The following is a 26763-nucleotide window of genomic DNA, read 5'->3' as shown; positions in this document are numbered from 1 at the left end:
TTGAGGTTTGAGAGGAAACCCACAAATCGATTTGAGATTTGAGGTTTGAGAGGGAACCCACAAATAGAGCGTCGGGCTTGAAATCAGGACATCTCTATCTGGTGAAGGCCGGAGACCGATCGAACTCAATAGCCAAATTCTATGACAACATCGGGAAAATAACGGTAGAATTCCTTTAATAACTTGCGATCCGGCGATGACATCAACACTTTACCAGCAAATTCAGCAACTTTACGACGCTTCTAGCGGTCTGTGGGAGCAGGTGTGGGGCGAACATATGCACCACGGTTACTACGGCCCGGATGGCAATTTGAAAAAAGAGCGCCGACAGGCTCAGATAGATTTGATAGAAGAACTGCTGGGCTGGGCTGGAGTACCGTCACAGAAGGCACTCTGTGAATCTTACCGCATTCTCGATGTCGGTTGCGGCATCGGCGGCAGCACGCTGTATTTGACTCAAAAGTTTAGTTCGATCGCGGCAAATAATTTAAAGTTGGATGGCAGGAGCGATCGTGATTTTAGCAGATCTGCCGAACAAAATAAAACGGGCGCTAGCGTCGTTACAGCTACCGGCATTACTCTGAGTCCGGTACAGGCCAACAGAGCGACCGAACGCGCTAAAATTGCCGATGCTCAAAGCAATGTGAATTTTTTGGTGGCCGATGCTTTGAATATGCCTTTTCCTGATGAGTCCTTCGACTTGGTTTGGTCGCTCGAAAGTGGCGAACATATGCCAGACAAAATTAAGTTTTTGCAGGAATGCTGCCGCGTACTCAAGCCGGGAGGAACTTTGATTTTGGCAACTTGGTGTCACCGCCCGCTGGGAGAAACGGCGGGTGAATTAACTGATGAAGAGAGAAAGGAATTGGCAGAAATTTACCGGGTTTATGCTTTGCCTTATGTGATTTCTTTGCCGGAATATGAGGAAATTGTCCGCAGTTTGCCTTTGACAAGTATTCGCAGCGCTGATTGGTCAAAAGCTGTTGCTCCTTTTTGGGATGTGGTGATCGATTCTGCTTTGACTCCGAGCGCGATTTGGGGTTTGCTAACGAGCGGTTGGACGACTATTCAAGCTGCACTTGCTCTCGGATTGATGAGCCGTGGATATCAGAGCGGGTTGATTCGTTTTGGGCTGATTTGTGCTGTAAAATAACAGGCATATATCAGAGAAGTTTTGAGTCTTGAGTTGATGAGTAAGGTGTGCATTGCACACCCTACAGAATATTATTTGTTTGGTGCGGGTGTGAGATTTATGGGCAATGATTCGATGGGCAAGTCTTGGATTGATAAAAATAGCTCGGCTCCGCAAAGCTGGGCGAGGGCATTTTGGGAATTTTCTCGGCCGCACACAATTGTGGGTACTAGCTTGAGTGTATTGGCTTTGTACGCGATCGCCCAAAGCGCGAGGCTGTTTGTGAATCCTGTATTTGGAACCCTAGCTTGTGCCTGGTTGGCTTGCATTTGCGGCAATATTTATATTGTGGGATTGAACCAGTTAGAAGATGTTGAAATTGATAAAATTAATAAGCCGTATTTGCCGATCGCATCGGGAGTGTTTTCTCGGAAAACCGGGGAATTAATTGTAATTGCCACGGGAATTATAGCAATTTTGACTGCTGTTTTACAAGGCCCGTTTTTGCTGGCTACCGTTGGCGTTAGTTTGGCGATCGGGACTGCTTATTCTCTGCCGCCAATTCGGCTGAAACGGTTTCCTTTTTGGGCGGCGCTGTGCATTTTTACTGTGCGGGGGGCGATCGTAAATTTAGGGTTATTTTTGCACTTTAATTGGGTGTTGGGTTTGGGAATGGCGAAAAGCGCTTTTTCTGGCTGGAGTTGGGAGAGTATGTCTTTTGAGATTCCTGCGGAAGTTTGGGTGCTGACGGTTTTTGTTGTGGTGTTTACGTTTGCGATCGCCATTTTTAAAGATATCCCCGACATGGAAGGGGACAAGCAATATAATATTACTACGTTTACGATTGAGCTGGGCAAGCCGGCCGTCTTTAATTTATCTCGCTGGGTGTTGACGGTTTGTTATTTGGGCGCGACTTTGGCGGGAGCGATGGTGTTGCCTAATGTTAATTTAGTGTTTCTGGCAGTTTCTCATTTGGCGGCTTTGGGTTTGATGTGGTTTTGGAGCACGAAAGTTGATTTGGACGATAAAATAGAAATTGCTGCATTTTATCAGTTTATCTGGAAGTTGTTTTTCTTAGAATATCTGATTTTTCCCGCAGCTTGTTTGTTGGGGTAGAAGGGGAAGTTCGGCAACGGATTGTGTAACGGATGTAACGGATGTAACGGATGTCAGGTAGAAGGAAGAAGGAAGTTCGGCAACGGATTCTGTAACGGATGTAACGGATGTAACGGATGTCAGTCCGATGGAAGTCGGAAGAAGGAAGAAGGAATGGGGAAGGGGGAAGAAGGAAGAAGGAAGGGGGAAGGAAAAAGGAAGGAAGAGTTAACAAATTAGAAGAAGTTGGCAATTACAAGTTAGCGAACTCCCAAACAACCAAGACAACTATGGCTTCTCAAAAAAAATCTCTAAAATCTGCTGGCAAATTGGGTGCAGAAGACTGTTTGAAATTAGCTTGGGAACATCACCAAGCGGGACGTTTGTTAGAAGCTGAGAATTTGTACCGGCAAATTATAGAAGTACAGCCGGAATCAGCAAACGTGCTGTGTTTGTTGGGAATAGCGGCGAGACAGCAGGGAAAAATTGCAGAGGCGATCGACTTTTACGAAAAGGCGATCGCCCAAAACCCCGATTTTGTAGAAGCACATTTAAATAAGGCTAATGTTTTGCTGGATGTAGGAGAATATCAAAGGGCGATCGCCAGTTACGAACAAGTCATCAAAATCCAGCCCAATTCCGCACTCGCTTACAATAATTTGGGCTGGGCAAAACAGCAATTATGCGAAATAGACTCGGCAATTTTATATTACCAAACCGCGCTGCAACTCGACCCCAACCTGCCGGAAACAGCCCACAATTTAGGACATTTATATAAACAAAAAAATCAATTAAACGAGGCAATCGCCTGTTATCGGCACGCTTTAAAAATTAATCCAAATTTGACATATTCCCTGATGGGCTTGGGAACAGTTTTGCAACAGCAGGGGAAATTAGACGAAGCTTTCAACTGCTACCAGCAAGCTGTAAAACTAGAACCAAACAATCCCGAAGCTCACAACAATGTAGGAGCATTTTACCACGAACAAGGCAATGTAAAAGCCGCAATATCATACTACAGACAAGCATTAAACTTAAAGCCAGATTTCGTGGAGGCTATTAACAATCTCGGACACGCTTTGGTCGATTTAGGAGAATTTCAAGAAGCTTTTTCTTGTCACAGTCGAGCCTTGGAATTGCAGCCAGACAACGCCACCGCCCACCTGGAATTCGCCTTAACTTTGCTATTGTTCGGAGACTTTCAGCGCGGTTTTGCTGAATATGAGTGGCGGTGGCGCACTCCGCAACTACAACCGAGGCAATTTAGACAGCCGATTTGGGATGGTTCGGATTTGCAGGGAAAAACTATTTTACTGCACGTCGAGCAAGGCTTCGGCGATTCGATTCAGTTTATTCGCTACGCCCCGATTCTTCGCAGCCGAGGCGCTAAAGTTATGGTGGCTTGCTATCCAGAAGTGATGCGGTTGTTTGCGACAGTTGCTGGTATTGAATATTTATCAGTTAGTCTGGAGGGTTTGCCAGAATTTGATGTTCACGCACCTCTGATGAGTTTGCCGCGAATTGTGGGGACAACTCTGGAAACAATACCAGCAAATGTTCCTTATTTATCTCCGCCTGCTGAGTGCAAGTTTGCGCTTTCTTCTGATGCAAAATTGAAGGTAGGGATTGTTTGGGCGGGGAGTCCGCAGCGCCGGAAAGACAATCAGCGTTCTTGCAGCTTGAGCGATTTTATTCGATTTTTGGATGTTCCGGGAATTGCTTTTTATAGTTTACAAAAAAACTTGTCCGAGAGCGATCGCACTTTGTTGCATCAACACTTAGTGCCGGATTTAACTCCGCATTTGAACGACTTTGCTGATACCGCTTCGGCTATATCTCAACTGGATTTAGTCATTACTGTCGATACGGCTGTGGCGCACTTAGCCGGTGCTTTAGGAAAACCGGTTTGGGTGCTGCTTTCTTTTGCTCCTGACTGGCGTTGGCTGCTGGATCGTGAAGACAATCCTTGGTATCCAACTGCGAGGCTTTTCCGTCAAAGTCAGCCGGAAAGTTGGCAAGAATTGTTTGAGGAAGTGCAGGTGGCTTTAAGTTCTTTTGCGATTGCCAATACTGCTAGTTATTCCGAGGATTCTGCCCACGATCAGCTTGACTTAGTTTCACTCGGAATGACTGCTAATCCTACGCCGGATCTCGATTATGTAGCTCTCAAAATGACAGGTGCAAGCGTAGTTCAAGAGAGTAAACAAACATTTGTGATTGCGAGCGAAGGGTTAGCGGAACGCTCCACAGTTAATCAATCGCAGGGGATTGAGACATCGATTGCGATCGAAAACGGCGGGGAGAATTTGGTTGTTTTAGAGGATTTATTGCGGCAAGCAGAGCATTTGATGGAAACAGGAGATCGGGAAGAGGCGATCGCCATTTACGAACAGATTATATCTCTTGACCCAAATTGCGTTCAAGCGCGGATTAATTTTGGTTTTCTCAAGCAAGAAAATGGCGAATTAGACGCAGCTATGTCGCATTACCGAGAAGCTTTAGCGCTTAATCCCAATATTCCTCAAACATCTTACAACTTGGCAAAGATTTTTGAGGAACAAGCTCAAGTGGAAGAGGCGATCGCACATTACGAACAAGCTCTTGTCGCTGAACCGAATTTCGTACCCGCACTGATTAATTTAGCTGTCGCGCTGCAAGAAAAAGGCGAACTTTTCAGGGCGATCGAGCTGTACCGGCGAGCGCTGGAAATTCATCCGCATAGCTGGGAAGCTTACAACAATCTGGCAACAGTGTTGCAAGAACAGGGCAATTTAGAAGATGCGCTGGAGTATTATCACAAAGCTCTAGAATTGCTGCCGGATTTTGTGGAAGCTATCAACAATTTAGGCAGGACATTTCTGGAAAAAGGCGCGGTAGAAAATGCGATCGCCTGCTACAGACGAGCGATTCATTTAAGTCCAAATCACGCTAGCGCTCACCTGAATTTATCCTTGGCTTTGCTGTTGGTGGGAGATTTGGAAAATGGTCTCGCTGAATATGAGTGGCGCTGGCAAATTAAAGAATTTCACACTGGTCATTCCTGTTTTTTGGTGGGGCCGGATAATACTGTTTCGGCGAGAGAATACCGGCCGCTATGGGACGGTTCTGATTTGGTGGGAAAGACTATTTTGCTGCACGCCGAACAAGGTTTAGGCGATTCGCTTCAGTTTATTCGCTACGCTGCGATCGTCAAAAATAAAGGCGGTAGGGTCATTGTTGGCTGTTACCCACAATTGCACCGTTTATTTGCAACGGTTGACGGCATTGATTTGCTAATAGTTAAAGGGGAGCCACTGCCGGAATTTGACGTGCAAGCGCCGATGTTGAGTTTGCCCTATATTATCGGTACAAAGCTGGAAACAATACCAGCAAATACTGCTTATTTATCTCCGCCTGCGGGTGCTGAATTTACGCTTGGGCCCGATCGCACTTTGAAAGTTGGCATTGTCTGGGCGGGAAATCCAAAACACCGCAAAAACAAGCAGCGTTCTTGCAGTTTAAGTCAGTTTCTGCCGCTTTTGGACGTTTCGGGGGTAAGTTTTTACAGCTTGCAGAAAGAGGTTTCCGAGGCCGATCGCGCGCTGTTGAATCAAACGTCGATCGTAGATTTGAGCCCGCATTTTGGCGATTTTGCCGATACTGCTGCTGCGATCGCCAAACTGGATTTAGTCATTAGTGTCGATACCGCTGTCGCCCATTTGGCGGGCGCTTTGGGCAAACCAGTGTGGATTTTGCTGGCGTTTTCGCCGGATTGGCGGTGGCTGTTGGAGCGCGAAGATAGTCCTTGGTATCCAAGCGCAAGGCTGTTTCGCCAGCATCAGCGGGGCGACTGGGAGGACGTTTTTGATCGGGTGGCGGAAGCTCTAGGCGCGGTTGCTGCTGCATTTGTGCCGTCGGATTCGGCGGATGCAGAGTTTCGGTTGGGCGTGGATTTGCAGCAGCAAGCCGATTTTGGCGGTGCGATCGCTTGTTATGAGCGAGCGATCGCGATCGATCCTAATTACGCAGCGGCGCACAGCAATTTAGGCGTTGTCAAACAGCACAGCGGCCAGCTAACAGAGGCGATCGCGCACTACCGACAAGCCCTAGCAATCGACGGGAATTTGGCGGAAACTGCAAGCAATTTGGGCAGCGCGCTCGCGGAAGCAGGGGAGACTGCAGAGGCGATCGCAGAATATGAGCGGGCGCTGTCTTTGAACCCGAATTGCGCGGAAGCGCTGATTAATTTGGGCCTGTTGCGGGAAGAGCAAGGGGATGTGGCGGAGGCTATAAGCTGCTATGAGCAAGCGATTCAAGTCAATCCTAATTGCGCGGTGGCTTATTTGAATTTGGGAATTGCTTTGGAGGAGCAAGGGGAGGAAGCGGAAGCGGGCGCAAATTACGAACGGGCGATCGCGAATTACGAACGGGCGATCGCGATCGCTCCCAATGATGTGGAGGCTTTGCAGCATTTAGCATACGCCTCGATCCGACAGGGCAAAATTTCAGATGCGATCGCATACTACGATCGAGCTCTGGCGCTGCAACCGCATTTGGCAGAAATCGATCTCGCTTTGGGGAGTTGGCTGTCTAACCAAGATAAGTTAGATGAGGCTCTAGCTTTTTGCCAGCAAGCGATTCAGAAATTGCCAGCCAGTGCACAGGCTCGCTGCAATCTGGGAATTGTCCTGCAGAAACAGGGCAAAATTGAAGATGCGATCGCCTGCTATCAGCAAGCTTTGAGCCTGAAACCCGACTTTCCAGAAGCTTTGAACAATCTGGGCAAAGCTTTTGAGGAAGCGGGAAACATGGCAGAGGCGATCGATTTTTACCGTCGGGCGATCGAACTCAAACCCGGTTATATCAATCCCCTCTACAGTTTGGCAAGTGCTTTGCACAATCGCGGACAATTTGCGGATGCTGTCACCTACTACAGCCAAGCAGTTAAATTCAATGTCGCTAGCCCCGAATCTCACCTAAATTTAGGTTTAGCTTTGCTGCTGGCGGGAGATTTTCAGCGCGGTTTTTCCGAGTACGAATGGCGACTGCTGGTTCCACAAAAAGAGTACCCGGACTACAGTTTTCAACAGCCGGTTTGGGACGGCAAAGATTTGCAAGGAAAAACTATTTTGCTTTGCCCGGAACAGGGTTTAGGCGATGCAATTCAGTTTATCCGCTACGCAGATTTAGTTAAACAAAAAGGCGGTAGGGTAATTGTTTGGTGTTTGCCGCAGTTGCACCGCTTGTTTGCACAAGTTGCGGGAATCGATGAGTTAATAGTTAATCCAGAGGATGCGCGAAATTTTCAAGTTCGCGCGCATCTAATGAGTTTGCCGCACCTTCTGGGAACAACTTTAGAAAGTATACCCGCCAAAGTTCCTTATTTAGCTCCGCCGCCCGGTTTGGAATGTACTATTCGCCAAACTGCTAATTTGAAAATAGGGATTGTGTGGTCTGGAAATGCTCAACATTCCCAAAATAAAGTGCGATCGTTACCGCTAAATTTGTTGTCCCAACTGTTAGATATTCCGGGAGCAGAATTTTACAGCTTGCAAAAGGAAATGACAGCAGACGATCGCGCTTTGTTAGAGCAAATGCCCGTAACAGATTTAAGCTCTAATTTGCAAGATATGGCCTATACTGCGGCTGTAATATCGGCTCTGGATTTAGTGATTTCTGTAGATACTTCTGTGGCGCACTTGGCTGGTGCTTTGGGCAAACCCGTGTGGATTTTGCTGTGTTTTGTGCCGGATTGGCGGTGGATGTTGCAACGCGAAGATAGTCCTTGGTATCCGACGGCGCGGCTGTTTCGCCAGTCTACTGCGGGGGATTGGGAAGGAGTTTTAGAGCGGGCTGCTTTGGCGCTGAGAGAAATAATTTCTCAGCATCAGGAAGCTCAACCACGAATAGAAGCTCAGTCCAATGTTGACTTAGCTCAAGAACAGTTCAATTGCGGAAATGTTCTGAAAGCGCAAGGTAGATTCTCCGAGGCGATCGCTTATTTTAAAAATGCTTTAGTTTTGCAGCCAAATTCGATAGAAGCCGCCACTAATTTGGCAGTGACGCTGCACCAAACAGGCGATTTAGCCGAAGCTGCCGCCTATTATCAGCGCGCGATCGAAATCGATCCGAACTGCGCTCAAGCGCACAATAACTTGGGTATTTTGCTGCAAGATCGAGGCAATATACCCGATGCTGTATCTTGTTTTCAAAAGGCGATCGCCCTGAATCCGATTTACGTCAAAGCTCTCAACAATCTCGGCGCCACACTCCAGCAGCAGGGCGAGTTGCCCACTGCGATCGCCTGTTTTCATCAAGCACTTTCTGTCAATTCCAATTATGCGCCAGCGCTCGTAAATTTGGGTGCGGCGATGCAAACACAATCTCAGCTAGCCGAGGCTGAACGCCTTTACGAGCGTGCAATTGAAGCAGAACCGCACAATCCTAAAGGACACTATCACCTGGGAACGTTATGCTTGGCTGCAGGAAAAATAGAACAGGCAATTTCTAGCTTGGAACGAGCAATATCTTTGAATCCGAATTATATAGAAGCTCTTACTAATTTAGGCAGTGCTGTTGAACAATTAGGAGACGTGAATCGCGCACTTTTATGTTACACTAAAGCTCTTGAAATTGATGCAAATTGTGTTAAGGCTCACTTCAATTTAAGCTTAGTCTTGCTGTTGACTGGGGACTTGCCGCGCGGTTTAGCAGAATACGAGTGGCGGTGGCAAACAGAACAGGCAAAAAAATTACCACGGTTGAATTTTGACCAACCAGTTTGGGACGGTTCAGATTTGAACGGGCAAACTATTTTGCTCCGATCCGAACAAGGTTTGGGCGATGCCATTCAATTTGTGCGATACGCGGCAATTGTGCAGCAAAAAGGCGGCAAAGTAATCCTTTCTTGCTATCAAGAACTGAAGCGTTTATTTAAGCAGATTCCGGGGATTGAACAAGTGGTGATTCGGATGGATGAATTGCCGGATTTCCAACTGCAAGCACCGCTGATGAGTTTGCCGTATATTCTCGGAACAAATTTAGAAAATATACCGGCAAATGTTCCTTATTTAGCTGCGCCGCCGAATTGGCAATTTTCCCTAAATTTGGATGGCAAGTTTAAAGTTGGGATTGCGTGGGCGGGAAGTGCGGAACATTTGAAGGATTTTCAGCGATCGAGCGATTTAAGCTATTTCCTGCAATTGTTAGATATTCCCGGTGTAACTTTTTACAGTCTTCAGAAAGAAATGTCGGCTGGCGATCGTACTTTGTTAACTCAAATTCCCGTGATAGATTTGAGCGACAATTTGAACGATTTTGCCGATACTGCGGCGGTGATATCGCAACTAGATTTAGTAATTTGCGTGGATACTGCTATCGCGCACTTAGCCGGTGCTTTGGGTAAGCCGGTATGGATTTTGCTGTGTTTTATGCCGGATTGGCGGTGGATGTTGGAACGCGAGGATAGCCCTTGGTATCCGACGGCGCGGCTGTTTCGGCAGCAAACACCGGGCGATTGGGTGGGAGTTTGCGATCGCCTAAAAACAGCCTTAAAACACCTAATCTATACTCGTTCCCAAGCTGTTCCTGGTAACGGAGATACCGACGAAGCTTCGCCTCGATTTGCCTTATCGCCCGCACAGGTACAATTTCACATAGCAAATGCTTTACAAAAACAAGGTAAAAAAGCAGAAGCAGCCGATCGCTACGAACAAGTAATTGCCGCCTCACCCAGCCACGCAGAAGCCCACAGTTGTTTAGGTGATATCAAACAGGAAAACGGGCAAATAGCCGAGGCTATTGCTCATTACCAAAAATCGCTAAGAATCAATCCCAACCAGGCTGAAACTAACTTATACTTGGGTTCCGCCCTCGAAGAACAAGGAAAAGTCGCAGAGGCGATCGACTTCTACAATAAAGCAATTCAACTACGTCCCAATTCGCCAAATTGGCGCTTGAAACTAGCCTTCGCTTTGCTCTTAACTGGAGATTTGAAGCGTGGTTTTGCGGAGTACGAATCGCGCTGGCAAACTGAACAATTGGATCGGCGCTCTTTTGAGCAACCGCTTTGGGACGGCTCTGATTTGCAGGGAAAAACAATTTTATTGCACCCTGAGCAGGGTTTTGGCGATACGATACAGTTTATCCGCTACGCGCCTTTAGTTAAGCAAAAAGGCGGCCAAGTTATTGTTGCTTGTCATGTCTTGCTGAAGCGTTTATTTGAAGGAATTGCAGGAGTCGATCGAGTAGGAGTCAGACCGAGCGATATGGTAGATTTTCAAGTGCAAGCCCCGCTGCTAAGTTTGCCGCGAATTCTGGGAACAACTTTGGAAAATATACCGGCGAATATTCCTTATTTAGCCCCGCCACAGGATTTTAAATTTTGCCTAGAGCCGAACAATCAACTAAAAGTAGGTATTGTGTGGGCTGGCGGCCCGCTGCACCGCAACAATCATCAGCGCTCGTGTAAATTGAGCGATTTTGTAAAATTTGTAGATGTTCCGGGAGTGAGTTTTTACAGTCTTCAGAAAGATTTGTCAGCGGGCGATTCCCTACAGGATAGCTGCGCTTCACGCACTTTATTAAAGCAACACCAAATTGAAGATTTGAGCGAACATTGCGTCGATTTTGCCGACACCGCAGCAATTATTTCGCAACTCGATTTAGTAATTTGCGTAGATACTTCTGTCGCGCACTTGGCCGGTGCTTTGGGCAAACCCGTCTGGATTTTGCTGTCTTTTGTTCCCGATTGGCGCTGGATGTTGGAACGCGAAGATAGCCCTTGGTATCCCACTGTGCGTCTGTTTAGGCAGCAAAAAGCGGGTGATTGGGATGGAGTTTGCGATCGTATAAAAGCAGCCTTGCTAGAGAGGGCGGGCACGGGGGCACCGCCCCTACAATCTACTCGTTACCAGGCTCTGCCTGGTAACGCATATTCAGAGGCTCCGCCTCGGCTTCAACCCCCAGAAACTCCGCCTCAAATTCAACCCCCAGAAACTCCCCCACAAATTACCGGAATCGGCATTAGTTGGCCCCTCAGCATCACCAGCGGCTGGGGAATTTACGCCATGAATTTAACACTACAACTGCGGCAAAATCCTGCCTGGGAAGTTGCACTTTTAGCACCGCCATCAATCACCTCAGAATCGATGAATCCGCTGCATAAATCGCTGTTGTTACCTGTAATTGAAAAGCACAAAAGTTTTCAGGAATTAGTAGCAGCAAATTCCGACAAACAAATCAGTTGTAATTTTCCCGTACTTTACGCTTTGGGGAATAATTTAGCATCCTCTGGAGTTGACAATCAAATTACCAGCGCTTGTCAAATAGGAGTCATATTTTTTGAAGACACACGAATCACAGCAGAAGCACTAGAAACAGCCAAAAAATATAGCGTGATTGTCGCCGGTTCCAACTGGAATGCGGATGTTTTGAGAAGCTGCAGCTTGACTAATGTGGCGATGGTACATCAAGGAATTGACCCAACAATTTTCCATCCTGCACCCAAATCTAATCTATTTGGCGATCGCTTCGTCATTTTCTCCGGCGGCAAACTGGAATATCGCAAAGGTCAAGATATTGTAATTGCCGCTTTCAAACGATTTCGCGCCAAACATCCAGAGGCTTTGTTACTAACAACATGGCACAACTTCTGGCCTCAGTATATGCTAGGAATCGAGCAAACCGGAAACGTGGCCGGACTTCCCAATATCAACCACGACGGAAGTTTAGAAATTTCCCAATGGTTAGTGGCTAACGGTTTGCCGGTGGACTCTTTTATCGATATCGGCTTAATTCCAAATCACCTCACCGGACAAATTTTGCGAGAAGCCGACTGTGCTGTTTTCACTAACCGCTGTGAAGGCGGCACTAATTTAGTCGCAATGGAAAGTATGGCCTGCGGAATTCCGACTATTTTATCAGCAAATACTGGTCATTTAGACTTGATTTACAGCCACATTTGCTATCCTTTATGGAGTCAAGGACGAGTTAAACCGACTGCTCCTTTTTCCGGTGTAGAAGGTTGGGGAGAGTCTGAGGTTGCAGAAGTTGTCGAGGCTTTGGAACAAGTTTATACTAATCGGGAACAAGCTAAAAGTCGCGGTTTAGCTGCGGCGAATTTCATGCTGGATTGGACTTGGGAAAAACAGGTTAAGCGTTTTTTGGATGTGATTGCCGATATGTAGATAACACTAAAGTCCTGACTACAAACTTTCGGAAAATTGTTCGTAGTAAAGAATTTAATCCTTATTAAAAAGATTAAGTGGCGATTGATTCCAATAGTTTTTTAGCACTGTTTACACTTTCAATATCGTATAGTTCGGGATTGTAAGAAACAATTTGTGCTACCAATTTATGATGGTAACTTTGAGCTTTTTCATTCCTAGAACCATGAACCTGACGATAATTAAGAACTATTTCTCTCGTTCCCAAAAAAGGAATGCTATGTTTGTGACAATTAACCCAAAATTCCCAATCCTCATAACCTTCTTTCATCTCTGCTTTGTAACCTTTGACCAAATTCCAAACTGATTTGTGATACAATGAAGATGTGCAAATCATATTAGATTGTTTTATCTTTTTTGGTGAATATAAATCATAACTGGGTATTGCGTGATTTTCATTGCCGCCAAAAAGTTGATAAGAACCAAATGCTATGCAAGGTTCTTTGGATTTTAGACATATTTCTAAAAGACAAATCAAGGCATTTGGAGCTAAAATATCATCGGCATCTAAGGGTATTATGTATTCGCCGTTTGCTGCCGCTATGCCAGTATTTCTAGCCATTGATATCCCTTGATTAGCTTGTTCTATTAGCCTAATTTGATATTGGGGATTTGCTACTATTAAATTTTTGGCAACTGTGCTGGTAGTATCTAAGCTGCCGTCGTTGACAATGATAATTTCCCAATTTTTGTATGTTTGGTTAATCACGCTAGTTACTGCTTGCAGCAAAAAATGAGATTGATTGTAGCAGGGAATAATCACAGATACCAAAGGTCGATATGCCAATTGTGGCGATGCTGAAACTTGTTTGACACTTTCTGATTGTAAATTCTCTGCCGATTTTCTAGCAGTTTGCAAGCTGTAAAAATAAATTTTGGGATGAACAATCGCTAATTGATTCAGATCGGTATTTTGATATTCATTTACTAACCTCGGATATCCCGGCAAGTATTCTTGTTTAACAAAAATCAAGATATTCTGAGCGTACCAAGGCTCTACTTTGTCATTGTTCCATATTTTTTTTCTCAAGCAGTCAATAACTGCATAGCCCTTTTTCTGAAAGTAATAAACCCAATATTCTGGCCACTGTTCGTTAACGTGTTCGACGCCTCCTTGAAATGGTATCGCGGCAGAAAACAGAATCACTGGTGCTAGTTGAGTGAGAGAATTAACAAAGTTTTCGGCACAGGTAGCCGGCAAATGTTCGGCAACTCCCAGAGAAATTGCTAAGTCAAACTTTCTCTTTATTTGCAGCGGTTGCTTTAAATCGGCGGATTGGAACTGATTTAAAGGAATTTGTAAAAGAGTGCGATCGACATAATCGCCATCTATTCCCAAACAATCAGCAATTCCCAACTTGTGAAACGCAGCTAACCAACTTCCCGTACCGCAGCCCACATCCACTACACTTTTAGGTAAAATCGGTTGCAGCAAGTCTAACAGCAGGGGAATAATTTCTCTAGCAGAACTGCGAGTTCCTTCTCCGATTAATTGGTAAAAATCTCTTGTATAAGATGACTGTTGGTTTTGATGGGTTTGGCTGCCTGTTTGATAATTAATTGCCTCTAAACTGCTAATATTGTAACCGTGCAAATGTGCTGGCAACTGCCAGGAAATATTGGGGTCGGGTTGATGTTTTACTGGCTCGACATTGCCGCGCCAAGCAGCCCCCATAATTTGCATTGTTTGATATACTACTGTTTGCCATCCCCTTTGCTTCAAGTAATCTAAACCTTTAGCAACATCGGGAGCGGTTAAATCGTGAAATAAAATTATTGCATCTTCCTCGGCCAATTTTTCACACGCAATGGCATCATTTAACGGCCCATCACCTCCGTGTTCTCCGTCAATAAAAATTAACGACCATTTGCGGTTAAATTGAGCGGAAAATTCTTCTACTCTTTGGGGGCTGTAGCCCGGTATTAGCTCGACTGATGTTTGAACTCGCGACGCATTTATAGCACCTTGAATTGAGTCTATTACGCTTTGTCTAATGTCCTCTCTTTCTAATAGCGGATCGACGACATCTAACTCAACTCCTGCCAGGGCTAAGTGACAAGCAGACCAACCCAGCCAGCAGCCGATTTCTAAGGCTTTTTTACCTTTGAATTGCAGGGCTGTATTGTAAAGGATGTGGGCTTCGTCGCGATTCAAAAACCCGATGAATGGATAGCGCTTGTCTGCATACCAATTATGCGGAACTTCCCGGCGCAAATAAGGCCAGTTACTCGCAGTTGGATCGGCAATAATCATATTGGGGAAATAGGAGTCAGGTATAATTATTTGGAACCCGGACGAGACATAATCCCCTGGATGTAATAAATTATTTTTGCTAAGTTCAGGTTGTTGGTAAGTCATTTTGGGTTCTTGAAATATTTGTACTGCTTCCTGTTGTTTAGGTTGATAACGGACACTCATTTCCAGTATGTCGCCGTCAGTTGCCATCAATTGTACTCTGTCAAACTGCTGGCGGCCAGCTAAATGCAAAATACCGATCGCCTCCTGCGGCAAGTAAGGCTCCACAAAACAGCCTCGCTGCTTGTCCCAAACCGGAAAACCGTTGAATATCCAATTGCACCAAGCTGGGAGCATTTCAGTCAGATTGAACAATTCGCCACTGTAAACAGCGAGGTTGAGGGCAAATTGATCTGTCATGACACAGCCGGATTTGTGCAATCCTTGATTGAGTTTATCAGCCCATATTTCCCAGTGCAAAGCGTCTTTGCGTAGGGCGAAAACTCCGGCATTTAGTATCGGATAACTGTAAAATTGATTAGCGATTTTTCCACCAAAGTTAGCTTCGTATTGTTGATAAACCCACTGCCAAAACTGAGGCAGTTGCCCGTACTGCTGCAAGCTTGCCCTGTGAACTTCGGGAACAATTGCCAGTCCCCGGCGCGATGCTCCTTCAACCAACAAATTAATTGCTCTCCAGTCTTGAACCCAAGCATCCGCATCAATCCAAATGTATATATCAAAATTGGGAAAGTATTTTCGCAAACAAGGTCTAACTAATAGTCCTTTTAAATGTTCGGGAGCTTCATTTCTGCCAGGAAAGTCAAAGTCCCAATCGGGCTTTTGAATGATATTAACTTGTGTTTCCAGCCACTGCAACTGTTCGGGAGTGCAGCCGAGATCGAAAAAGCCGATCGCCACATTTTCACCCTCTGGTTTTTCCCGCACTGATAAAATAGTGCCTCGCACCAATTCAAAGTAATTTGCATCGGCGGCCGTGATGATGATAATCTGCATAAATAGTAACGGGTGCATCTCGTTGGGTGGGGGCGGGTTTCTTTAACCTGTTTGCACCGTTGAGGGGAAGGGGTGAACCTGTCCCTACAGGCTGCTTGAAAAGTCTGATTAAATTATAGGGTAGGGTAGGGTGCGCCGAAGCACCGCAATATTCATAAAACTATACTATCGAGACGATCGAGGAGGAATTGTGAAAAACCACAAAGGGAAAGTTTATCTAGTCGGTGCGGGGCCCGGAGATTGTAACTTGATGACAGTGCGATCGCAAAAACTGCTATCCCAAGCCGAAGTCTTAATCTACGATGCTCTCATCGACATCCCGCAACTCGAATTAATCCCAGCAATTTGTCGAAAAATCGAAGTCGGGAAACGCGGCGGCAAACCTTCCACCCAGCAGCAAGAAATTAACCGTTTGCTGGTAGAACATTGCCAATTAGGAAAACAAGTCGTGCGGCTAAAAAGCGGCGATCCGTTTATTTTTGGTCGTTCCAGTTCCGAAATTCAAGCATTAATCACAGCGGGCTGCGAGTTTGAAGTAATACCCGGAATATCCTCCGCATTAGCCGCACCTTTACTAGCAGGAATTCCCCTCACAGATCCGGTAATGAGTCGCTGTTTTGCAGTGATGAGCGCCCACGAACCGGATGCTTTGGAATGGGAAGCATTAGTGCAGATAGAAACTTTGGTAATATTGATGGGAGGGCGCAATTTAAGCGAGATAATTTGGCAATTGCAAAAGCACGGACGATCGCCCGAAACTCCGATCGCCATTATCCGAGATTGCGGCCGCCCCGAACAGCAAATTTGGCTCGGCACTCTCTCCAACATTGTACACCAAACAGCCGGTCAATCTCTATCGCCTTGCGTGATCGTAATTGGGGAAGTAGTTAGATTGCGCGAATATTTAATCCAGCCAGAAAGCACAAATATGATCGATACACCAGTCACCATTAATAACAGCAAATTGCCATTAGCAGGAAAAACCATTTTAGTCACGCGATCGGTTTCTCAGTCGGCTGAATTTAGCGATCGACTCCAGCAACAAGGAGCCCGCGTTATCGAAATGCCCGCCTTGGTAATTGGGCCACCGTCCACTTGGGAACCATTAGACAGTGCGATCGCACAATTGTCAAGCTTTCACTGGTTAATTCTCACTTCCCACAACGCTGTAGACTGCTTTTTTCAACGATTACAAGCAAAAGGCAAAGACGCCCGCAGCTTGTTTGGCATTAAAATCGCAGTTGTCGGCAAAAAAACAGCAGAAAGTTTGCGATCGCACTCTCTACAACCAGACTTTATTCCCCCCAACTTTGTCGCCGATTCCCTCGTCGAGAACTTCCCCTGGCAGGGCGGGCACGGGGGCACCGCCCCTACAAACTGCAAAATCCTATTTCCCAGAGTAGAAAGCGGCGGCAGAGAAGTTTTAGTTAAAGAATTCACCGCCAAAGGAGCGCAAGTAATAGAAGTGCCAGCTTACCAATCTTGCTGTCCAGAAACAATCGATCCGATCGCCCTATCCGCACTCCAAAATCAAGCCGTAAATATCATAACATTTGCCAGTTCCAAAACTGTGCATAACTTTTGTCACCTCCTAGAAAAAAGCCCAGGATTGTCCCTGTCTAACGATTGGTTAGAAAGCGTTTGTATCGCATCCATCGGGCCGGAAACTTCCAAAAGCTGCCAAAATTTATTGGGTAAGTTAGACGTTGAAGCCAAAGAATATACCTTAGATGGATTGACTGAGGCGATCGTTGAATGGACACAAGCGAGGTTGTAAAATAGTTGTACGATCATTAGGAGGAAAGAAACATGACCGCAAAAGACCAACTTCTTCAAGAACTCGACCAAGTATCAGAACCCTTGCTGCTGAAAGTGCTTGAATTTGTCCGTTCCTTAAAGAGTGAAGAAGAACAACAAAAACTAGAAGCCAAAGCATGGCAGGCATATCTAGATTCAGAACGCGAAAGAAAGGAGGTTTACCGTCGCCTTGCCAACTCCTAATTTTGTCAGCAAAAGTATGGTTTTAAGTATCCACGCCAGACAGATAGAGAGATTTGGCGGCACTCCAGGCGTCAGAGACGAAGGTTTGTTAGAGTCGGCTTTGGCTCAACCGCCAGCAACTTTTGGCGGGTATTTTTTGCATCCAACAATTAGCGAACAAGCGGCCGCCTATCTCTATCACATAGCGATGAATCATCCCTTTATTGACGGCAATAAACGAACGGCTTTTGCAGTGACAGATACCTTTTTGCGTTTAAATGGTTGCACTCTGAATTTGACGGACGATGGAGTATATGATTTAGTCATGCGAGTCGCGCGGGGAACGATGACTAAGGAAGAATTAAGCACCGAGTTAGAGTCATGTATTGTTTAGTTTTAATAAGTAAGTTGGGCAGCCTTCATCGAGATTAAGTAAGGTGCGCCCATAAGCACCCTAGAGTGAAAAAGGGAATCGAGGAACAAAAAAGCGAGTAAAATTATCACTAAAGAACAAAGCCGAGATCCTTTGCGTCAAATCAGTAATAAAACTACACAGAAAAAAAGCACAAACCGCCGATCGCCCTTCCTCCACCAAATCCCGCTACCCAGCTACTAATTAGCAATAGCCATGAATATAAATTTTTCTCGTTACGACACCTTAACCACCCTGCTAGCAGGAACTACCGCAGCCTTAACCATAGTCATCAGTCAGCCCGCGATCGCCAAAACCCCCCAAGAAGTCGCCAGCATTGCCGGGCCGCTGACAGTACAAATTAACAGTTCCCTCGGAGACGGTTCTGGCGTAATTATTGCCAAAAACGGCAAAACTTACACAGTTTTAACAGTCAACCACGTCGTAGAAAAAGCAGATGTGAAATACACCGTTCGCACGTCTCAAGGCAAAAACTATCAAGCAACCTCCGTCACCCGTTTGCAAACCGCCGAAACTGACCCGGATTTAGCCGTAGTCAAATTTGAAAGCCCCGAAGAATATCCAGTCGCGACGATCGCAGATTCCGATCAAGCCGTCATCGGCAGTCAAATCTTCGTTTACGGCTATCCCGCTACGGGCGGACTTTTTGGCGCCGAACGAGAACCAGAACTCTCTCCGGGACTCGTTACCAGCCGCCCCAGCAACCGCCCGGAAGGTTACACTTTGCGGTATCAGGCCGTAACCTGGAGCGGCATGAGTGGCGGCCCAGTTTTTGACTCCGAAGGCCGAGTTATCGGTTTACACGGACAAGGCGAATTTGGTTTCGCCCAAACGAGTTCCGGCGAAGTCGCCCCGATTAAAACCGGATTTAATGCAGCAGTTCCCATCAATACATTTATCGCCAAGCTAGTGGCGGCGGGAATCAACAAATCCGAGTTGAAAGTAGACAATACTCCCCCAACCAGTGGCCCGGTATCCACCGCCAATCCGCAAGATGCCCAAGCCTATTATTTTCGAGGACTTTCGCTGTTAGATCAAGGAGATGCTTGGGAGGCGATCGCCGATTTCAACAGAGCACTCGCTTTCAAGCCCAAATATACCCCTGAATTGTATTTTAATATCGGTAATGCCCGCACTTTCATGACCGCCAGCGTGCCCCAACTCGGTCCCACACGCGGTTCCACTGCTATTCAAGCATACACGCGGGCGATCGAAGCCAATCCCGGTTTTGCCGACGCTTACTACAACCGAGCTTTAGCTTACCTGGACAACCAAGACCAACCGAAAGCAATTGCCGACTTTCAAAAAGCAGCAGAACTTTACAAGCAAGGCGGAAGAACCAGCGCCTATCAAGACGCAATTAACAGAATCAAACAGTTGCAATAAACTTAGCCTTTAAGAGTTCAAACATCAAAATGAAGCTATTCATTTTGATGTTTGAATTTCCAACTAGGCTAATTAATATAATCAGCAACTACCATGAACGTAAATTTTTCCCGTTTCGACACCTTAACCACCTTGCTAGCAGGAACTACGGCTGCCCTAACCATAATCATCAGCCAAAGTGCGATCGCCAAAACTCCCCAACAAGTCGCCAACATTGCCGGGCCGCTGACAGTACAAATTAACAGTTCCCTAGGAGACGGTTCTGGCGTAATTATTGCCAAAAACGGCAAAACTTACACAGTTTTAACAGTCAACCACGTCGTCGAAAAACCCGATCTCAAATACACAGTCCGCACCTCCACAGGCAAAAACTATCAAGCAACCTCTGTCACCGGGCTGCAAACAGCCGAAACAGAGGCGGATTTAGCCGTAGTCAAATTTGAAAGCCCCGAAGAATATCCAGTGGCGACGATCGCAGATTCCGACACAGCCGTCATCGGCACTCAAATCTTCGTTTACGGCTACCCCGCTACGGGCGGACTTTTTGGCGCCCAACGAGAACCAGAACTCTCTCCCGGACTCGTTACCAGCCGCCCCAGCAACCGCCCGGAAGGTTACACTTTGCGGTATCAGGCCGTAACCTGGAGTGGCATGAGTGGCGGCCCAGTTTTTGACTCCGAAGGCCGAGTCATCGGCTTGCACGGACAAGGCGAATTCGGTTTCGCCCAAACGAGCTCCGGCGAAGTCGCCCCGATTAAAACGGGATTTAATGCAGCAGTTCCGATCAATACTTTTATGGCGAAACTGGCGGCGGCGGGAATGAACAAATCCGATTTGAAAGTAGACAATTCTCCCCCCACCGCAGTTCCCCTATCCACCCTCAACCCAAAAGACGCTGAGGCCTTTTATTTTCGAGGACTGGTGTACTTAGATGAGGGATCTACTTTCGAGGCGATCGAGGCTTTCAACAAAGCACTCTCTTTCAAACCTAACAACACACCGGAATTGCATTTCAATATTGGTAATGCCATCACCATCGCCAGCACTCCCGATACACGCACTAACCCGATTCTGGCTTACACGCGGGCGATCGAAGCCAATCCCGGCTTTGCTGACGCCTACTACAACAGGGCTCTAGCCTACCTAGATCAAAAAAACCAACCGAAGGCAATTGCCGACTTTCAAAAAGCAGCAGAACTTTACAAGCAAGGCGGCAGAACCAGCGCCTATCAAGACGCGCTCAACAGAATCAAGCAATTGCAGTAAAATTAGAAGTTAAGAATTAAGAATTAAAAATGACTAATCCCATTTTTAATTCTTAATCAAGTTCATAAAAACAGCAGGTAAATAACAATGACTGCTATCACCTTAAACCTCAACTCCCTGATTAAACTAACTTCAGAACAGTTTTATCAACTGTGCGAAGAAAACCCAGACTTGAAACTCGAACGCAACGCCAACGGAGAATTAATTGTCATGCCGCCAACCGGAGGAGAAACGGGAAGAAGCAACTCAAAATTCAACTTACAGATTGGACTTTGGAACGAACAAACCCAACTCGGTGAAGCCTTTGATTCCTCCACAGGATTTACCCTTCCCAATAAAGCCGATCGCTCTCCCGATGCGTCTTGGGTAGAGAAATCTCGCTGGGAAGCTTTGACACCTCAACAAAGAGAAAAATTTATCCCGCTTTGTCCCGATTTTGCTGTGGAAATTCTCTCCCCAACGGACAGCTTAAAAAAGACTCAGGAAAAAATGCAAGAGTATATGGAAAATGGCTGCCGTTTGGGTTGGCTGATTAACCGCAAAAAACGCGAAGTTGAAATTTATCGCCCCGGTCAAGATGTGGAAGTTTTACAATCTCCTCTCACCCTTTCTGGGGAAAATGTTTTACCGGGATTTGTTCTCAATTTGCAAAAAATTTGGAATTAGCAGAATTCAATTTTGACTTATTATATCATCTTCAATAAATAAAATAACCGTTACCATTTCTTCGTGAGGAATGCAAGTCTGAGCGACTTGGATCGGGAGGGGAGCATCTCATATCTGTAAAAACACTTCTTCTGGCTCCTTCCTTCTGACTCTTTCCTCGCAGCAATAGAGCCTCAAAAATCCAATTTCTAGCTTGGCTGCTTTCATTGAGATACTCCCTAGCCAGTTCTTAGATCGCTATACAACAGTTCTCAATAAAGTGAGATATGCCCAATGCCCAATGCCCAATGCCCAATGCCCAATGCCCGCTTATCAAGCGTACACCTCATGTTACTGAGAAAGGCTATAGCTTCTTTGTCCTTAAACTATATCGCTAAACTGGATTCGGGAGCAGAGGTCGAATTAACTCCACAATTTGGTCATAGTTAAAGTTATTGACAGAATCAATTAGCGAACTGGAAAGGGTTGATTTAGATGCGGGAATTTGTTGGATTAGCTCGTTCATGGCTTCAGGATCAACATAGTAGGCAGCTTGATACATTTCTTCTAACCACTGAGAGGACATCACGGCTAGATCTTCTGGAGATAAAGAATCAACAGATAGTTTTTGGGGATCTTTTCCTACAACTGTGTAGATGTACTCTACTCCCAAGTATTGAGCGAGTTTGTCAAAGACGAGGCATTCCTGAAATGGCTTGCTCATAAAGTCGTCACAACCAGCCATAAGAGCTTTCTCTCGATCTTCTTCAAAAGCACTGGCAGTTAAAGCAATAATGACAGTCTCTTGTCCCTGAGAGTGTTCTCTAATGCGTTTGGTAGCTGTGTAGCCATCCATGATCGGCATTCGTAGATCCATCCAAATCAGGTGTGGGGACCAACTTTCCCACAGGAATAGTGCTTCAACTCCCTGTGTTGCTTCGCGCACCTCAAAACCGACTGAGGTAAGAAGTTTGACCAATAAGCGGCGATTTTCGTCTATATCTTCAACCACAAGGATGCGGTAAGTTGGTTGTCCTGGAACTATACCAATTACTCTTTGTTTAAGCAATTCTGAGGCAAGGCAGACTGCTTGAGGTAACTTTACCCCAAGTTCAAAGTAAAAAATGCTGCCCTGATTCAATGTGCTTTGAACCCGAATCTGACTACCCATGAGTTGGACAAATCTTTGGCTGATAGCTAAACCTAGACCAGTACCTTGATTCAATTTATTCCCCGCTTCAGCTTGCACGAACGCCTTAAATAAACTCTCAATTTCTGTTGGAGCAATTCCCACTCCAGTATCCTCAATTTCAAAATATAGGTGACAGGACGTTTGGTCGCTCTGTTCCGATCTTACTCGTAAGGTGACGCTTCCTTTATTAGTAAACTTAATCCCATTACCGAGCAGATTGACTAAGACTTGATACAGTTTGTGCTCATCGGTATGCACAAATTGGGGAAGATTGGGGTCGATATCGAAAATTAGTTTCAATCCTTTCGATTTGGCTTTAATTTGCAACATTTCTTCAAGAGAAATCAGCAAAGATTTTAGGTCAAAGTCAGAAAGAGAGAGTGTCATCTTTCCGGTCTCTATTTTAGATAAATCTAAAATGTCGTTAATCAATGCCAATAAATGTGTGCCGCTACGATTGACGATCGCCAGATCTTCTTGGAGTTCGGGAGTCAGAACAGGATCGTAACTCATCAATTGCGTAAATCCCAAAATAGCATTGAGAGGAGTACGGAGTTCGTGGCTCATATTGGACAGGAACATACTTTTGGCTCGGTTTGCTGTTTCTGCTCCTTCCTTAGCTTGCTGAAGTTCCAACTCGGCTTGTTTGCGATCGTTAATGTCAATTAAATATCCCAACATTTCCACTGGTCTACCTGCAGGATCTCGAATTAGTCTGAGTTGACAGAGTATCCAGCGATAAACCCCATCTGAGCGACGAAGACGGTATTCATGGAAATAAAAATCATTGACGAATAGATTGTCTAAGCCATTAACCACTCGTTCTAAATCATCTGGGTGTAAGTTATGCACCCAAAAGTCAGAATCTTCTAAAAAATCAATCCTTTCATAGCCCAATACATCTTTGATATTTTCGCTCATGAACGTTGCTGCATAATTGCCATAAGGTTGACAGCCAAAAATAACGACGGGGCTGTAGTTCAGGAGAAAGTTGAGGCGATTTGTGGTAGATTGCAAGGCTTGCTCAGCTTGTTTTAGCTCTGTCACATCCTCCTGAACGGCAACATATACAGTTCCATATTCAGGATGCTCAAACCTAGACGTATGAACCCTGCACCAAAAGAGAGTTCCATCTTTTTTCTTATTGTGGACTTCATATTGTGCTTCTCCGTCCCGAGCGAGTTTAACAACAACATCTTCAACGGTTTCGTCGGGTGTAACCTCTGTATCGACGTAATTTATTACACCAACGGGTTGACCGGCGAGTTCACCCTCTGCATAGCCAAACATAGCGTCAAATTTAGGATTGGTGTAGACGATCGTGAGGTCTGAGGCTTTAACTAAACACACTCCACCTGCCATGTTATGGATAATAAGACTCTGAAGCTCAAGCGCCTTTTGAGCTTCTTTTTTAGCGGTAATTTCTTGGATCTGAGCAATAAAATGCAGTGGATTTCCCTGTTCATCTTGTACTAGCGAGCCATTAAGAAGAATCCAAATTATATGTCCTTGTTTATGGAAATAGCGTTTTTCCATTTGGTAAGTTGAAATGATCCCTGCTAATAGCTGATGTACATAGCTAAGATCCAGGTCTAAATCGTCAGGATGGGTAATGTCTTGGAAAGTTAACGCTAACAACTCTTCTGAGGAGTAGCCCAGAATCTGACATAAGGCAGGATTTACTTTAACCCAGTACCCATCAAGTGCAACGATCGCCTTTCCAATGGACGCATTTTCAAAGGCATTGCGAAACTGCTCTTCACTGTTTCGTAAAGCCACCTCAATTTGTTTGCGTTCGTTTTCAGCCCACTTGCGCTCATCGATCTCCTTCTCTAAGGCTTGAATCGCCACAATAAGTTGAGCTGGACTAGGTAAAGCTAAGGCTGATGGAATTAAAAATACTAGCTCAGATGCAGTATATACAGAAATCAGAGCAGTAATAGCTTTAAGTCCTCCATAAACCCAATAAGTAGGAAACCAAAGCGTCCAAATTTCCATGATATGAGTTGTACCACAGGCAATTATGAAGGCGCTAAACAGAAATAATACTTTCGGAAAAGGAGTATCGGGGCGCTGTCGAACAAAGTAGATTAGCATGATTGGGATGGAGTAGTAAGCTAAAGCAATTAAACCATCGGATAAAATATGTAATCCTACTAAGTTTGTTTGCCAGAGATAGCAGTGACCATGAGGAATGAATCCTCCACTTTCAAAAAATTGTGTAATCATACCTAACCTGCATTATTCATGAGTGCTGAAGTGCTTAGCGATTGAGTTCTGCCATTGCCCGCTTCATCATCGAAGTCTTACCGGGAAAACCACTTTTGAGTAGGGAGATGTCAAATTGCCAATCTAGCAGCACGAGACCTCCGATCGCAATGACGAGTAGACTTGCCCTTTCAGAAATGTGCTTGTTCATACAGCAGATTGCGTTAAAAAAATGTCCTTTTAATGTTAGCCAAAACAAAGAAGGGCAACCACGGGGGGATTCTCCCTACCTCCACAAGTCAGATTTTGTATGGGCTGTGCCAGCGTGCCACTCCTCGAACTCTGCGATCGCAGGACTTCTGGCTGCGTAAAGTGAGTTTATAACCTAATAATTCAACTATACTCTTATTCATAGGCTTATAGTCCTCTGGCAACAAACTATGGAAAGGAGTAGGATTCTCGATAGAACTAGCGATAGAGTTAGCGAGCCACATACCAACTACCGCGGCAATATTTTAATTGTTGACGATCTGCCTGATAACTTGCGTCTTCTGAGCCGTACTTTGATCGCACAGGGTTATAAAGTTCGCTGTGCCACAACAGGCGCAATGGCGATCCGAGCCGCCCAATCGCCAGGGACGGAACTAATTTTACTCGACATTAAATTGCCCGATTTTGATGGCTATGAAGTTTGTAAAAAATTAAAATCTGACGAGCAAACCGCAGGCATTCCGATAATTTTTTTGAGTGTTCTCAATGAAACTTTCAATAAGGTTCAGGGGCTGGCTGTTGGTGGCGTAGATTATATTGCTAAGCCGTTTCATGTCGAAGAAGTATTAGCTCGTGTCGAAACTCACCTAACCATTCGACGGTTGCAACAAAGCCTCCAAGAGCAGAATTTACGTCTCTTGAGAGAAATGGAAGAACGCCAACGTCTCGAAGCATCCCTCTTTGCCGAAAAAGAACTCGCTCAAGTGACTCTCCAATCGATTGGTGATGCAGTTATTACTACCAATGCTCAAGGTAATGTGCGATTTTTCAATCCTATCGCTGAGCAACTGACAGGCTGGAAGGCTCATGAGGCTAAGGGACTCCCCCTGTCTACAGTCTTTGAAATTGTCAATGAAGTAACGCGAAAGCCATTAGAGAATCCGATCGACAAGGCTCTATTGGAGAAGCGAATTGTGGGGTTAGCTAACCATACTATACTCATTGCGCGCGATGGGACTGAGTATGCCATTGAACACTCAGCAGCACCCATTCGAGACTGCCAAGGTCAAATTATCGGGGCAGTCATCGTCTTTCATGATGTTACCGAATCGCGCAATATTGCTCGTCAACTCTCTTGGGAAGCCAATCACGATGCTCTGACGGGTTTAATCAACCGTCGAGGATTTGAGCAGCGACTAATTGAGGCGATCGCCTCTGTTCAAGATAGCAATCAGCAGCACGTTCTCTGTTATTTAGATTTAGATAAGTTCAAAGTCGTTAACGATACCGCAGGTCATATTGCTGGCGATGAGCTACTGCGCCAAATCACTAGACTTTTACAAAAGGGAGTCCGCGCTAATGACACACTGGCTCGCTTGGGAGGTGATGAATTTGGTCTTTTGCTTACTAAATGTCCCCTCTCTAAAGCAACTCAGATTGCGGAAAAGCTCAAAGACATAGTGCATCAGTTTCGGTTTATTTGGGATAGCAAAACCTTTATCATAGGAGTCAGTATTGGAGTTGTTGCAATTAACCAAACCAGCCAAGATTTGATGGAGGTTATGGGGGCGGCTGATGCAGCTTGTTATGTAGCCAAAGGCAAAGGTCGCAACTGTGTTCATGTTTATCGTCTAGATGATGGCGAACTCATATAATTAGACAACGTAGTGAGAGGCAGTTGAGGGAGCATCTCAGTTTTGCATTTACAGTGCGAGCGTCCCCGCTCGCGTATTGTACAATACGCGAGCGGGGACGCTC

At 45.5% G+C, this 26763-nt stretch carries 13 protein-coding genes; 10 read left to right on the top strand and 3 right to left on the bottom strand.

Going from position 1 to position 26763, the window contains the following annotated elements; genetic code table 11:
* Positions 1-196 precede the first annotated feature (196 nt).
* From QUA00_RS20660 to QUA00_RS20650, 3 genes are all read left to right on the top strand, one after another.
* On the top strand, positions 197-1153 hold the full coding sequence (locus QUA00_RS20660) for a methyltransferase domain-containing protein (protein WP_333410970.1): 957 nt from the start codon (positions 197-199) through the stop codon (positions 1151-1153).
* A gap of 36 nt (positions 1154-1189) precedes the next feature.
* Positions 1190-2248 carry a homogentisate phytyltransferase gene (locus QUA00_RS20655; RefSeq protein ID WP_333410969.1) on the top strand — a complete coding sequence of 353 codons (1059 nt, stop codon included), beginning with the start codon at positions 1190-1192 and terminating at the stop codon, positions 2246-2248.
* Between the two features lie 116 nt (positions 2249-2364).
* Entirely contained in the window at positions 2365-12393 is a 10029-nt protein-coding gene (locus tag QUA00_RS20650; RefSeq protein ID WP_333410968.1) for a tetratricopeptide repeat protein, read from the top strand.
* Between the two features lie 73 nt (positions 12394-12466).
* Here the strand turns inward: QUA00_RS20650 and QUA00_RS20645 are convergent, their stop codons facing one another.
* Entirely contained in the window at positions 12467-15685 is a 3219-nt protein-coding gene (locus QUA00_RS20645; protein WP_333410967.1) for a glycosyltransferase, read from the bottom strand.
* A 190-nt stretch (positions 15686-15875) separates the two neighbouring features.
* Between QUA00_RS20645 and cobA the strand changes: the two genes are divergently transcribed.
* The 6 genes from cobA to QUA00_RS20615 all read left to right on the top strand — a co-directional run bounded on the left by cobA (position 15876) and on the right by QUA00_RS20615 (position 21416).
* Positions 15876-17462, top strand: coding sequence for a uroporphyrinogen-III C-methyltransferase (cobA, locus tag QUA00_RS20640; protein ID WP_333410966.1), 1587 nt, complete (start codon positions 15876-15878; stop codon positions 17460-17462).
* Positions 17463-17494: 32 nt separating this feature from the next.
* Positions 17495-17686 carry a DUF2281 domain-containing protein gene (locus QUA00_RS20635; RefSeq protein ID WP_333143403.1) on the top strand — a complete coding sequence of 64 codons (192 nt, stop codon included), beginning with the start codon at positions 17495-17497 and terminating at the stop codon, positions 17684-17686.
* Positions 17687-17702: 16 nt separating this feature from the next.
* Entirely contained in the window at positions 17703-18059 is a 357-nt protein-coding gene (locus tag QUA00_RS20630) for a type II toxin-antitoxin system death-on-curing family toxin (RefSeq protein ID WP_333143404.1), read from the top strand.
* A gap of 234 nt (positions 18060-18293) precedes the next feature.
* Positions 18294-19484, top strand: a complete 1191-nt coding sequence (locus QUA00_RS20625) for a tetratricopeptide repeat-containing serine protease family protein (protein WP_333143405.1) — start codon at positions 18294-18296, stop codon at positions 19482-19484.
* Positions 19485-19577: 93 nt separating this feature from the next.
* Positions 19578-20750 carry a tetratricopeptide repeat-containing serine protease family protein gene (locus QUA00_RS20620; RefSeq protein ID WP_333143406.1) on the top strand — a complete coding sequence of 391 codons (1173 nt, stop codon included), beginning with the start codon at positions 19578-19580 and terminating at the stop codon, positions 20748-20750.
* 87 nt (positions 20751-20837) lie between these two features.
* Complete coding sequence (locus QUA00_RS20615) at positions 20838-21416, top strand: Uma2 family endonuclease (protein WP_333106196.1); 579 nt, start codon at positions 20838-20840, stop codon at positions 21414-21416.
* Between the two features lie 373 nt (positions 21417-21789).
* Here QUA00_RS20615 and QUA00_RS20610 read toward each other — a convergent pair whose 3' ends face one another.
* On the bottom strand, positions 21790-24816 hold the full coding sequence (locus QUA00_RS20610; RefSeq protein WP_333143407.1) for a PAS domain S-box protein: 3027 nt from the start codon (positions 24814-24816) through the stop codon (positions 21790-21792).
* A 34-nt stretch (positions 24817-24850) separates the two neighbouring features.
* Positions 24851-25006, bottom strand: a complete 156-nt coding sequence (locus QUA00_RS20605) for a hypothetical protein (RefSeq protein ID WP_333143408.1) — start codon at positions 25004-25006, stop codon at positions 24851-24853.
* Positions 25007-25235: 229 nt separating this feature from the next.
* Here QUA00_RS20605 and QUA00_RS20600 point away from each other — a divergent pair, with 229 nt between their 5' ends.
* The gene (locus tag QUA00_RS20600) at positions 25236-26660 is read left to right on the top strand and encodes a diguanylate cyclase domain-containing protein (protein WP_333143410.1); all 1425 of its coding nucleotides are present in this window, start codon (positions 25236-25238) and stop codon (positions 26658-26660) included.
* Positions 26661-26763: the final 103 nt, after the last annotated feature.

This window comes from Microcoleus sp. T2B6, assembly GCF_036700475.1.
Taxonomy (GTDB): Bacteria; Cyanobacteriota; Cyanobacteriia; order Cyanobacteriales; family Microcoleaceae; genus Microcoleus.
Note: the sequence above shows the minus strand (reverse complement) of the source record. Positions and strands in the feature narration are given on the sequence as shown.

What these genes read in the sequence shown, in the direction of transcription:
- QUA00_RS20625 (WP_333143405.1), top strand. Translation starts at nt 18,294, where the DNA reads ATGAATATAAATTTTTCTCGTTACGACACCTTAACCACCCTGCTAGCA.
- QUA00_RS20650 (WP_333410968.1), top strand. Translation starts at nt 2,365, where the DNA reads ATGTCAGTCCGATGGAAGTCGGAAGAAGGAAGAAGGAATGGGGAAGGG.
- QUA00_RS20660 (WP_333410970.1), top strand. Translation starts at nt 197, where the DNA reads ATGACATCAACACTTTACCAGCAAATTCAGCAACTTTACGACGCTTCT.
- QUA00_RS20615 (WP_333106196.1), top strand. Translation starts at nt 20,838, where the DNA reads ATGACTGCTATCACCTTAAACCTCAACTCCCTGATTAAACTAACTTCA.
- QUA00_RS20600 (WP_333143410.1), top strand. Translation starts at nt 25,236, where the DNA reads ATGGAAAGGAGTAGGATTCTCGATAGAACTAGCGATAGAGTTAGCGAG.
- QUA00_RS20645 (WP_333410967.1), bottom strand. Translation starts at nt 15,685, where the DNA reads ATGCAGATTATCATCATCACGGCCGCCGATGCAAATTACTTTGAATTG.
- QUA00_RS20610 (WP_333143407.1), bottom strand. Translation starts at nt 24,816, where the DNA reads ATGATTACACAATTTTTTGAAAGTGGAGGATTCATTCCTCATGGTCAC.
- QUA00_RS20605 (WP_333143408.1), bottom strand. Translation starts at nt 25,006, where the DNA reads ATGAACAAGCACATTTCTGAAAGGGCAAGTCTACTCGTCATTGCGATC.
- QUA00_RS20630 (WP_333143404.1), top strand. Translation starts at nt 17,703, where the DNA reads ATGGTTTTAAGTATCCACGCCAGACAGATAGAGAGATTTGGCGGCACT.
- QUA00_RS20620 (WP_333143406.1), top strand. Translation starts at nt 19,578, where the DNA reads ATGAACGTAAATTTTTCCCGTTTCGACACCTTAACCACCTTGCTAGCA.
- QUA00_RS20635 (WP_333143403.1), top strand. Translation starts at nt 17,495, where the DNA reads ATGACCGCAAAAGACCAACTTCTTCAAGAACTCGACCAAGTATCAGAA.
- QUA00_RS20655 (WP_333410969.1), top strand. Translation starts at nt 1,190, where the DNA reads ATGAGTAAGGTGTGCATTGCACACCCTACAGAATATTATTTGTTTGGT.